Source organism: Vibrio sp. L85 (assembly GCF_963871815.1).
Classification (GTDB): domain Bacteria; phylum Pseudomonadota; class Gammaproteobacteria; order Enterobacterales; family Vibrionaceae; genus Vibrio; species Vibrio harveyi.
The window spans coordinates 1-12,598 of sequence record NZ_CAWMYL010000157.1 but is presented as its reverse complement, the minus strand read 5'-3'; the positions used below and the strand labels follow the sequence as shown (position 1 = coordinate 12,598).

Below are 12,598 nucleotides of genomic sequence, written 5' to 3'. Positions count from 1 at the left end.
GGCATTACCAGCATTAGCAGGTGTTGTCACGCCTTGGTCACCGTTACCAACAGGTGCGTTATCACCGTTCGAGTTCGGCTTGGTATCTGTACCTTGGCCTTGCGTAGAGTTACGTGCATCAAACCCAGTTTTAGTATCTAGCTTTTGAATTGCACTCTCAAGACGTGCGCCTGCATCTTCCATACCTGGAGTCGCCTTAAGCGCCTCTGCAGCATTAACTAAACCGCCTCGCATTTGCTCATACTGCTTCATCTGCTCAACGCTTGTTGTCTCACCAGTGCCAAAGCCCATAAAACCATTTTTTTGTTCTGAACCGGACATTGCAGTATCGATGTTAGCCTTGTTCAATGCAGAAACATCTTTGCCACTAATGGCGTCAGAAATAACTTGATTCCCGACTTTGCTTAACTCGTTATAGTTGTCGCTGCCATTAATACCATCACGGTATGCACTGGTCGCAACGGATGCAGTATGTTCATCCTTTTTCGACTCCATGAACTGTTCAGCCTGTTCAACTCTAGAGCTTAAAAGTTGATAGTCAATTGTAGCGGTCTGCCCTTTATTCTCCATCTCGCTCATGATTGCTCGACCACCAGCAATATCGTTCTGCAACCGGTCGAATGCTGCTTCCTGTACCTTGTGGCCATACTGGTTAGCACCCTGCATTCCACCAGTATTAACATTGAAGCTACCCTCCGCAGCCTTTATCGGGTCATACTTATCATTCGTAGCCATTTGAAGGCCGGCGTTTGCCTGAGACAATGACAGCTCACCGCTATTAACTTTGTTAGCTAGTCCCGATAAGACATCTTTATCAATGCCAGATACGCGTTCCATAGCTGTGTTCACGGAGTTGACATTACGTTGCATTGTGTCAGCAAGAGCAGCATCTTCTTTATCACCGGTTGCACGTAGTCGAGCAATTTCAGTTTCTGCGCCTTTAGCCGCAGCTAATGTCCCTAATGCTTCTTTCCTTTCTTGGTCGGTAGCATCAGATCGCAATCCATTAGACACGCTCTCAACCAAATCAGAATGTTGAGTTTTAGAATCCTGACCAGTAATTTTTGCTGCAATATCATTACTCACACCTTCATTAGCGGCCAACCTTTTAGTTGCTTGCTCCTGCTTAGTTCCATACATAAGTTCATTCGCACTTTTTGCAAAACTCCCAACGCTTGGTGCCGCAGCTCCTACAACTTGACCTGCTTGTACATTGCCATCCGTTAGAGGCTGAACAAGTTTTGGCACCTCTTTTTGGGCAGCACCTGTTCTGTCATCAGCCTTCTTAAGAACTTGGTCTGCTTCGTCTTTCTTAGTTGGATCAGCTGCAACCGTTTTCTGAACCGCATTCTTATTTTCTTCATGGGTCTGAGATGGGGTTGTTGTTGCAATTACGGCCTGCTGACTTGCAACTGCAGCGACCGCACCAGCGCGACCTTGTTGATTAGCAGCCACGACAGATCGTTGAGTTGGACCGCCAGCTTCTTTTGCCGTTTGGGGGGCTTTTGTTGTTAACGGTGCTTCTGCAGCTGCCCCAATTGATCTAATATCATTTGCCGCTGCCGCCCATTGTTTTACACCGCCGCCGACATTTTCATTTAACGTATCAAGGTAATTGGCGCCAGCTTGGTAACGCTGGCTACCACTATTCTTCATGATGTCTTTCATAGCTGCATCCGCATAACGACCTGTCGCAGCCATTCTTGCCTGTAGAGATTTATCGCTACCAACATCATTCTTAATAGCCTTGTCATATTCTGCAGCATATTGGTCTGTTGTCTTGAACTGACTAGCCATACCTTTTAGCGAAGCGCCATCATTTGTGTTTGAGAAGGCTTTAAGAGCTTTCATATCCCCATTTAAGCCTGGCTCGTAGCCTCCTTGCTTCTTAAAGTCATCAAATTTTTGGCGTTGCTCTGAATCCATTGAACCTAATGCTGTTTTTTGTGCTACACCAGCTAGCAATGAACCATCTGCGAATTTTTCATCATTCGTATTATTTGATGCAGTTGAGGTAACACCTGCTAAGTTATAACTAATACCAGACGACATTCCTGCTATAGCAGCTTGAACGCGTGATTCCTGCTCCACTTGTTTCTGAGCTGATGTCCATGCTTTACTTGCTTCAACAGCTTGTGAACCAGACTCGCCAAAGCCAGCATTTTGCCCAGTAGAGCGTGAAGTCGATAAGGTTTCAGCTTTAGACAGCATCGCGCTACCACTTTCAGTATTGGCAAAGTTCCAGTTGTCACCTGACTGAGTAGTTTTCGAAGCTACATTACTAATTGCTGAGTCTAGTTTAGACTTGGCATCAATACCCATTTCACCTTTGACTGCTGCACCAAATTTTGCACTTACCGCACCATCCTTACCAAACCCAAGAGCTGCTGCAGCCTCAGCTTGTGCTTTAACACCCATACCACCTGACAATGCCAAACCGAGAGTTTTAGCGTCTTGCGCTGTGAACTGACCTGTCTTCATTAAAGTGTTAGCGTAAGAGTTGGCTCGAGCAATACCTTCATTCTTGGTTGCGGCTTCTGTTTGAGCTGCCGTTGCATTTTCACCGCCAACTGTCATGTTATTGAACATTGTCTGGTGAGCATTATTTAGTTTAGTGCCCTCAGAAGACATTAGTTCTTGAGCTCGTGCTAATGACTCAGTAGAAGTACTATTCAAATCTGTTTTCGTATTGTTTTGAGCCATACCTATTGGGGCAGAATTTGAACCATTATATGAACTAACAACACTCCCTGTACTGTAATCATAGGTTTGACTGTTGTGACCAACTGAAACCTTACCTGAATCAGCCGAACCTACAGCTTTTGGAGTTGCTACTGAGCCTTCGCTACCACCGCCTTTAGATGCACTGTTAGATAAGTTGATTGCGGTATGAACCGAACCGTATAGAAGCATTAAACTCAATGCAGGTACCATTGTTTGTAATGTGGCACCCATTGCTATGAATGACTCTAGTTCAGTAAAACTTGTGTTATAACCTGCCCACGAGAATGCATCGTAACTAGTTGAGTTAAACGATGCATTATTCATTGCATTCTGCAGGTACATATTCACTCCTACCTGCAAAATTGGCCAAGTATTAACCCAAATCAACAGAAAGAAATACTTGATGACCATTCCCATACCTTTTTCGCCAAAAGCGACTACAAAAGGCATAATAGGGCCAATCAGAAATACAAATGCTTCTATGTACGTGATAAGCGGGATCGCCATTTCTGACCATAAGGAATACTGAACGGCAGACGAAACCCTGCGTTGGTCTATTGCTTGGAATTCAGCCTGGCTCGCCATTAATTCAGCTTCGCTTGCCCAAGGACTGCCTGCTTTAGCCTTTTTCCAATGGTACTGAAGAATTTGGTTAACTTTGATTTTCCATGCATCAATGTTTACATCAGATAGCATGCTTTGACCTTCATTTAACTGCACCTCGTCTGCAGTACCTCTCATTGAGGCAGTATGTTCAGCAACATACTTCCAATCCGTTCCAATCGCAGAAGTCAACTTAGTATAAGCATCTCCACAACCCATTATTTTCCAGCCTTGACCGGCATCAACGTTAACTTCGGTAGTCCATCCATTATAAGTAACTTTCATTGCATCCCATGAGAATGGGTAAGTCGACATCGCTTGTTCGTTAATTTCTTGTGAACCATTTTTCAAATAAAGGTCTTTTAGCACGCAATTTTTCATATAACCTTGAACTGATTCAGAAAGGTCAGTTGCTGTACTACCCGAAGCTATAACAGCAGTAGCACTGTATGCTTGATTAGCCTTAAATTCATCGATGTCGCCTGTGAATCGCATTTTCATCAATTCACGTAATGGCTCTAAGCCGTTACCAGCCACTGGGACTGAACTTGGTTCATCGCTGTCAACTCCTATCATTGCACGATAACTACCGGTTGCCGCGCTTCCGGGTACATAAGTTGTGTGGTAGAACTCTCGCAAACTATTGGCCATCGTATATCCGAACGTAGTTGCAAGTGTTCCACCTAGTGCAATACCAACTGGAATATCAGGCATTGCATCAGCACCACCATCGGCATGAATGAGCGTGACAGGTACGGATTTTCCGAAAAGGATCAGAACTAGGAAGAAACCGATAAAAAACTGCTTGAATTCGATTTTTCCAGGGTTCCAAATACCGTTCCAAAAAACAGAAAGTAATCCGAGCATCAAACCAATTTTTGCAATCGAAATAGCGCCTTGCTCGAAAGCATGGGATAACCCAAGAAGCGCAAGTCGCATGAAGCTAGGGTCACCCATAGAATAAATTACAAAACCTGACATCCCTACACTCCACTCGCTGCCATTGCTTTAACTGCCTCAGCTAAAGTTTTATAAGTATTCATTAGATCATTAGCTGATTTTATTTCATCGCGTTTTTTCGTCTGGATGTCATCAATCTGAGATTGGAATTCGATCATCCTTCCTTTCAAGAAATCTATTAAGTTCTGGGTTGCTTTAGCGTCAGAAGTAGCACTCAATTCCGCTTTTTTGAGGATTTCTTGTAATTGGTACATCAAATCTTGTAACGACTTTTCCGCTACACGATAAGCTACTAGATTGGCTATCGCTTCTTGAGCACCATCATCTTTACCCGTCATAAATAACCATGTCATCATCGGAACATCAGCATTTTCTACAAACTTCTGCTGCTCACTTGTCAGGTTTTGTTTGGTTAGAATGCGTTTACGGATGCCTACTTCTGAACCGTCACCGTTTAACAGTTTAAGAGCTCTTGGATAAATCCCTTCCCACTCTACTTTTGCTGCTGAACCTGATTTAATTTTCGTACAAGGGAGACGGTTATCGATTTTAGTTTCACTAGTATCACATCTAAGTAATTCAATCTTTTCACCTTCTTTGTTATAAAGAAGGTCCTCTGCAGAAACTGTTTTTGCGTATGGAGTGGTTTCAAGTTCATCACCATCACCAACGGTAATGACCTTTGTACCAATTAACGACATAATCAGTTCTTGAATATCGTCTTTTTCCCAGCCTGTAGCAAAACTCCATTGATCAACTTTTGCAGCACCCAGTGCATCCCAAACGATATTCCCTTTAAGGCCTGGTACTTTGACAGATTTAGCGTCTCCATCTTCTGAACGTTCAGAGAAAAAGTCACCCCAACTACTCATGGCGTCAACTTTTGTTTCAGCATATGAACCTAATCGTTCTTGCCAACCATCTTTGTTTACAGTATCAGTAAGAGACTTTGCCAAACCTTGGCCAACTTTCGCTTCACTCAATGCATCCACAGTATCCTGACAACTCATACTTACTAAGTCATTAAAGTCATCAAGCTTATCTTGAATCCAAGCCATACCTTGAGCACATGATGGACATATGGATTCAACTGCCAAGTTAAATGCATAGACAGCCGCACCAGCAGCTATCGAACGGCCCATTTGAACAAGTTCCTCCTTCTTGATCAGCGATATTGAACCCGCAAAAAAATCAATTCCACCACACCCGGCATTCATGCTAGGCGCTTGAAAATTAATAACTTTTGGCTGATACATAGAAAATCTAGCACTAAACGTACCGAAGGCTACACCGTTGCGTTTCTGTGATTCATACACTTGAGAACCGGTTGCAGTGGTCATCATCCCGAATATTTCTTTTAAGGGGTCACCAGCCAAGGTTTGGCTAGGCATTAGCATAGAAAAGCTTAATGCTGTCGATGCTAATAACAGTCTTTTCTTACTATTCATCACGGTGTCACGTCCTGATTAATATTCTGGATGTCCTTCGTTTGGTCATATTGCTTTTGGAATTTGGCGCGTAGCTTGTTCGCTAGGTAATCTGGGTCACTGAACACTTTGTCTGGGTCGACTGTTAACTGGCTCTTAGTTGCGTCATCCAAGAGGATTTCACGAACGTCTTGTGTCGCATCATATTGTTCGCCGGTAATCCACCCTTCTTTGCTTGCTAACATGATGGTTCGACGCATCAATTCATCTGGCGCGGTAAGTCCAACGGCCAAGTTATGGAATTCACTGCCATCTTTCGTAACGAGGTAAATTGTGGGTGTAACCATGACCTGGAGTTTCTGTTTTAATGTGCCTGGGTCAGTTACGTAATCTGGAAATTCGTTATTAGGCAGCGGTCGGCCGTCAAGTGAGATCGCAAGTATGTCTATACCTGTTTCCATCTGCAGACGTTTGAGCATAGGTGCTTCTTTCATGCAGTAAGTACATGTAGAAGAGAAGAAAAAGAAGAACCCGACCTTATCTGCTAACTGTTTGATCAAATCACTTCGATTTTGTTTAGCCGCAATTTTTTGGTCTACTAGGGCAACTTGGTTCTCTGGTCGACGCAAAGTTTCATCCAAAGGCACTTCAAACTTTGATACTTGTTGTGCGACAGAGGCAAATTTCGAACTTTTATCCATCATGATTCGCTGGGCATAGAAATACCGCCTAACGTTTTCATAGGTTGGATTATCGATCGCTGAATCGCGTAATTTAGGTAAGTTCTCTCTAAGCCATGCAACATTGACAACTACTTCGTTGTTTTCAGTTGCTTCTTTCTTTGGCTTAGCTTCTTGTTTTGTTTCAGGTGCTTTTACTGGTTCTTTCTTAGGTTCTACCTTTATTTCTTGCTCAGGTTCCGGTTCAGGCTCATACCAAAACCAACCTTCACTTTTACGGTTATAGAAGGAGTCAGATGTATCGCTATTAGCAAATGCATTCGACGTATAAGCCGTCGTCAGGCAGACAGCCACAGCCAAAGATAAGATATGTTTTTTCATGCAATGAATATTGCAGGATTGGAATAGATTGCGTGTCGATTAAGTGGGTCTTAGTAGGCACACTTAATCGATATGATTTTGATAGCGTGGTAGCGCTAAAAGCGCTGGGTAGGAATAGGTATATTACTGAGGGTAAGTCGTAGAGTTAGCTTTCTTTTCAGCCATATCAAGCATAGCTTTTTGAGCGATAAAATATTTTCTAACGTTTGCTTCCGTTGGATCATCTATAGCTCTTTCACGAAGGATTGGTAGGTTATCTTTAAACCAAGCTTCTGTAAAAACAGATGGCAGTTCTAGATCGCTTGGAGAATCAACCGTTATCTGTTGTTCAGTTTCAATTGTAGAACATGAACATAGTGCAATTGCCAACAGGATTGGAGTTGTAAATTTGTTAATCATATTTACCAATGGGATTATTTAAAAGAATTACTGATGACTAACGCTTACCTTTACTATACAAGGTAGAGTCCTTTTCACAGAACGGGCATAGATTGTAGTTTCTTTCTGAGTGAAAGATATAATCTATCCCACATTTGTTGCAGACTTTTCTTGTGAAAGTACCATCCTTCAAGTACTCGAAAATATGATAAATTCTATTAATATCCATATACTGATTGTTATACACAACCAAATATGTACGCGCTAAAGACAGCAATTCAGTTGGCGTAGGTGGACGATGAAAGTCTGAATTATCAGGTACTGCATTGCAGTAATTACGATATACAATGTTTGCATGAACTCGGTGAACAACATGAGTAGTCATCCATCCAGAACCCTTACGAAACTTCCCTAGCTCTTTGTTAATCGATTTCTCTAGTCGTTTATCAACAACAAAGAATTTTTTCAGTACACGAGTATTAGCACCGAGTCTTGCCATTTGGTAAGAGAGTTGCTGTTTTTCGTAATAAATATCTGGTTCCCAACTTTGGGTTCTACGCTTCGATGCAGCACTACTCACAAACTACCCTCTCGCCTTTTTCAACGGAGTGGTAGTCAAACCAGAAGTATTAACGGGTCCACTATAAGCGTTGATGTGTGCAGCCGTGTTGTGAAACTCGTCAGTATTAGATTCTAACGAATCAAGAAGAGCTGTCATTGGACTTGCGCCGCGTAAAGTATCCTGGCCTTTAATCGTCAAGATTGGAGGGCAAGAATGTAAAGCGACCTGCAGATCATATGTTGACGTTTCTGCTAATCTACGTGCTTCTGCCGTGGAAATCTTAAACAATGCTGCCACACTGATAGGGTCAACACGCGCTAAATCTCGCATTGACATGATATATGCGGTCTGTGAATCCTGAATCGAGCGATAACTGTTATTGTCTAGTATTCCAATTTCCATTGAACGGCAGCCTTTAAAACGCAAATCATTAAACATGTAGTAGTATGATATGTCTGTTTGCTCGTTCGTTCAACAATTTTCCCTGTTGGTTATATACAATGAGTATTGAAAGGGTTAGCCGTATCCTAAATTACGTGGTGTTTCGTGAATTTTATTAAGCGCAGGATCTGTTTCTATCCAATTAACATCTGATTGATCTGCGAAAATATAATCGTCATGAAGCTTATCGATCCTTGCATAATTCCCTATTTCCCGGCGATTTGCATAGGTAACAACCTCACAAGAATTTTGCTCAGATGGCAATCTCTCCGTATTTGTAGAACGAACAGTGTTCGCAGTAGGTACACGCTTAGCGACCTCTGCTTCGACCGACTTCTTATGAGAATTTCTCTTACGCATTTGATATACATTGGTAGTTTTCCCTGCTGGTAACAATACTGGTATTGAACCACCACGAGGCAATGTGATTTTGTCTACAAATCGTAATACACCGTGTTCTAATAGCATTTGAGTATACTTTTTAGCTGTATTTCGGTTGCCTATACCACACCAATAGCACGCAAAGGTTAAGCTGAATGCAGTTGGGTCATCAATCTGATCGATGAAAGCTCGTTTACATTGTAATAGCTCTTTAAAACCAACATACAATCTTTCAGCTGACTTAGCATCAGTTGGCAACTCAGGTAAATCTGTAACTGGTTGAGGGATAATCAGCCCTGAATCTATCAATAATCGAGTTAACCAAGCTTTGTGCATACCAGATTTAAACTCTGTCTGAGGTATCCGACGACCACACTTCATCATTGCAAAGATATGCGCCAAATCGAACTTAACAGGGCCTGAGCTTAAAGTGGTCTCATGAACTTCATTGAAAGCAAAATATACAAGCCTTGTTGTATCTGAAAGAAGGCCAAGGCTGCAACTTGGTTTTCTATCTTCTACACCCGGAATTACAGACGAAAATGATTTGGAATAGTTTGATTTGGAACCAATACCCTCTACCGGAAGACCCATATACTCTGCTGCGCGAAGCCATGTTCCCGGATGCGAGAGTAATTCATCGAACTGCTCCTTAGTAAATGGCGCCTTAAGAGCTGGTGGTACTACAAAACCATTTGCAGAGCCATTACTAGAGGCTTTTCCGAACTGGCAAGGTAATCTATCTTTCGAACATTCACTTACTGAACTTAAGGAAACGTATCCTCTGTTCACTTTCTTTTTAGTTTTTATTTTAGGTTCTTTAATTGCTATATCTTTACCGTCATTGAATGTAGAGAATACAAAGTCATTTAGTACATTTACTGATGGTAGGTAGAAAAGCCTATTAGCATTAGTACAAGTTTGATCAATTTCAATGTTAAAGCGTTTAGCTGTTTCAACGTATACCTTATGAAAATCTTCTGGTTGTATTGGATTTGATGGAAATAGGATTACCCTCCATCTTGGTGCTTCATAGGTAGCACTGTATGTTGAATGGATTATATGAGCATATCCTTCAAGCTTACTTTCGAGTTGGCTTAAAGTGTAAGTGGTTGTTTTACAATCTACATCATAAACGAGAAGTGAAAGTTGTCTCACTTCTTCTATCGCTTTAGTTTTTGGTGAGTTAAATGTTCCTGGAATGTATGCAGGAACAGATTTATCTGTAGCTTTTTGGTGATGGGTTAAGATCTCCACAAGTTGAGCTTTAGTTAATGCCAACTCTTCTGTATGTAGATCGCGTTCGTCATCAACAAATGTTAATGGGTATGTTTTCTCTATAGCCTTTAAAAAGGCGTGTTTAGTCCCTGCCATAAGACACTCTTTTTGAGTGCATCCATAGTTGGGGACATTGACCTAATTATGATAGCTAGTATAATTAGGGGTGAAGGGCGTCCTCCAAACTTAATTGGATGCTTGAAGGATAGAGATTGCAGTCTTTATCCATCACAATATTTAATGTTGTAATGAAGCTGTTAGCCTTGCAGGGCTTTCAGCTTTTTTTTTACCATCGTTATGGTTTCAGTTGTAGAAACACATAATTGCAGTTATGTTTTTGAATCTACGAACTTATTAGATTTTAAGTTGATCTTGTCAATAGATCAACGATCTACTGATCATAATGGATCGTGCTGTAACCTATTGTTTATACGATAGATTTAATGAAAACGGCTAGATCTCCCCATATTTCCTTGATCAATTATCAAACTTTCAATACCGATCCGAACTTTCAGTACCGTTTTGAACTTTCAATACCGTTTTTGATCGTTTTTTTGTTATTTTCAAGTTTTCACGTTTACTCTTTTTTCATGAATGCGCGTAATTTTTAGCCATAAAAGGATGCTTGATTTTTTAATGTTTTAATAAGTTGTTGATTAAAAAGAAAAATTCTTTTCTAAAGACTATTTATTAAAATCATCTTTCCCGATTTAGGTTCAATTTATTTATTTTAATTCACTTTATTGGCCTTTAAATGCGTAGTGAATCCGTAAAATTTTTAAAAGTATGGAATCGTACTGGGCTGATATTGTAGTGATTTAGATCTCATTCTGAAATCTGTTGATTTATATACACTAATTATCAGATTCCCCTCCCCTATCCTATTATTGTTATGGTTTAGAGTTTTTATCCCTAGAAACAGTATTCGATAATACTTTTTGTACCGTTGATGCTCTCTAAAAGTTTCGCTGGTAAGTGACGACGTAACATTTGATTTTTATTACAAAACACTACCGTTTCTTCGCTCTAATAATTAGTAATTTTATTGTTTTCATAAAAAAGGTTGGCATTAAGGCCAACCTCGTTTATCTATTATTATGAATCGTTTAAAGGTACAGATTTTTCAGTATTAATGATGAAGTATCTATTTCTGGCAGTAACACGAACTGGCCATCTTCAAGTGACACCCTTATTCCACTTATGCAAGATGTCTCTTTCAATGCTATCCCCTGATTGTTATAGATGGGTTCGTACTCTACATCGATAACTTCAACTTCTCTATCAAGACTCTGGTCATACTCTTTTACTGACGCTTTAATCGCATGATTTTTTAGTATCTCGCTAAAGCTTTTCTTAAATTCCGTGATTGATAATTGTGGTGCTGTTCGGTCTTTAAGTTCCAGCCAATCTATTATTGCCATGCCTTTTTCACTGAAATAGTTTGATGTCCATAAATTAAATCCAAACACCAGACTATTCGATGTGGTTAGTGCATTTGAATACACTCGGGTCAATTCATGTATTGCCTCGGTGTTTCCGTCTATTTGTCTTTTTATTTGAGCAATAGTTTCTGGTGGGAATTGTAATTGCAGCACAATTGATCCTGGTGCTTCACTGGACTCTCCTTCGACTCTTAATGTCAGCATGTTTAGGTGCAAAGCAGAGTTGCTTGTCATCCCATATCGATGAAGAAACCATTTTGGTAGCTGTCGAATATGGAATGTTGTACCAGACAACCTCCTTATTGCTGTTAGTGCTGAGTTTTTATGGCCTCCGGTCTTGGGTAGCCTCAATGAGTTCAAAATTGCATTTAGAGGTATATTATAGGTTTCTGTAACTAACTCATCATTTTTAATTCTTTCTTTAATTATGTTTTCAAGGACAGTTATTGTTCCTATGTAGTATTTTAAATCGAATAGTAACGCTATTCTTTCACCCTTACCGGAACGTGTTTCTACAGCAACTCGCTCTGGTCCCCACAAAACATGTGATTCAATTTTAGTTGCATTTCCCTTGCGGTTAAAACGTAAAGCACCAAATAGTACAGTTGTTATTAGGTCGCAAAATGCTATATCTGTCAGCTCATGTTGGTTTATTAAATCTACATCTTCAATTTGTACTATTGGACGCGTGTCATTCTGTTTACTGTCTTCTTCTACCAATTTCTCGAATACAGCTGATAAGTTCGGTTGCTTAAATACGTAAAGCATACCTCTACGTCTATTTATTGGATCAGTTGTACAGGTGACAGTTTCAACTACTCCTAACTTTTCTAATTCCTTTAGATAGCTTCTTATAGTATTGACTGATAAACCAAATGAGTCTGAAACCTTACTAAGAGATGTTATTGATTCTTTTGAGCGCTCGCAAATATCGAAAATGGCATTGACCATTTCTCTTTTTTTAGGAGCTACACCTACCGAGGGTAGGAAGCGGTTTACTTTTAGCTGGAGCTCAGCATCTTCAAATTTCACTAGTGGAGCGCTTAAACCTTCTTCTTCATGAAGATGTATAAGGTCCAATGCGTCTGTTTTATTTGTTGCCATTTGATAGCTCTCTATTGCTTTGTTGTATAGGTGGCTATACAGGTTTTTGATAACCACAGTACACCGAAATCGTTATTTGACGTTAGGATTACCCTAAATGTCTCCCACGTGGGAGACTTTAGCAAAACGCACTATTTATCTATATCTATCAATAGGTTAGGTGCTATTTTAATTTTTAAAAAATTAACGCTGAGCAGTACTGCCACACTCGTTTCAGAGTGAAATGTCTCCCACGTG

The 12,598-nt window shown here is 40.5% G+C and carries 8 protein-coding genes; all 8 read right to left on the bottom strand.

What is annotated here, in order from left to right; genetic code table 11:
- Positions 1 to 4,308, bottom strand: a 4,308-nt coding sequence (locus tag AACR11_RS15565; RefSeq protein WP_139374611.1) for a conjugal transfer protein TraG N-terminal domain-containing protein, incomplete at its 3' end; no start/stop codon positions are given.
- A gap of 2 nt (positions 4,309 to 4,310) precedes the next feature.
- Positions 4,311 to 5,735, bottom strand: a complete 1,425-nt coding sequence (locus AACR11_RS15560; RefSeq protein ID WP_053410902.1) for a conjugal transfer protein TraH — start codon at positions 5,733 to 5,735, stop codon at positions 4,311 to 4,313.
- Complete coding sequence (gene traF, locus AACR11_RS15555; protein WP_053410901.1) at positions 5,735 to 6,775, bottom strand: conjugal transfer protein TraF; 1,041 nt, start codon at positions 6,773 to 6,775, stop codon at positions 5,735 to 5,737. The genes AACR11_RS15560 and traF (AACR11_RS15555) overlap by 1 nt, the downstream gene beginning before the upstream one ends.
- A gap of 123 nt (positions 6,776 to 6,898) precedes the next feature.
- A complete protein-coding gene (gene traF / locus AACR11_RS15550; RefSeq protein WP_053410900.1) occupies positions 6,899 to 7,174 on the bottom strand; it encodes a conjugal transfer protein TraF in 276 nt (91 codons plus the stop codon).
- Positions 7,175 to 7,211: 37 nt separating this feature from the next.
- Positions 7,212 to 7,733: a FlhC family transcriptional regulator gene (locus AACR11_RS15545; RefSeq protein ID WP_053410899.1), complete on the bottom strand. Its 522-nt coding sequence runs from the start codon at positions 7,731 to 7,733 to the stop codon at positions 7,212 to 7,214.
- A gap of 3 nt (positions 7,734 to 7,736) precedes the next feature.
- The gene (locus AACR11_RS15540) at positions 7,737 to 8,153 is read right to left on the bottom strand and encodes a hypothetical protein (protein WP_339367388.1); all 417 of its coding nucleotides are present in this window, start codon (positions 8,151 to 8,153) and stop codon (positions 7,737 to 7,739) included.
- A gap of 78 nt (positions 8,154 to 8,231) precedes the next feature.
- On the bottom strand, positions 8,232 to 9,911 hold the full coding sequence (locus tag AACR11_RS15535; RefSeq protein ID WP_053410897.1) for a hypothetical protein: 1,680 nt from the start codon (positions 9,909 to 9,911) through the stop codon (positions 8,232 to 8,234).
- 1,010 nt (positions 9,912 to 10,921) lie between these two features.
- Complete coding sequence (locus AACR11_RS15530; RefSeq protein WP_053410896.1) at positions 10,922 to 12,361, bottom strand: hypothetical protein; 1,440 nt, start codon at positions 12,359 to 12,361, stop codon at positions 10,922 to 10,924.
- Positions 12,362 to 12,598: the final 237 nt, after the last annotated feature.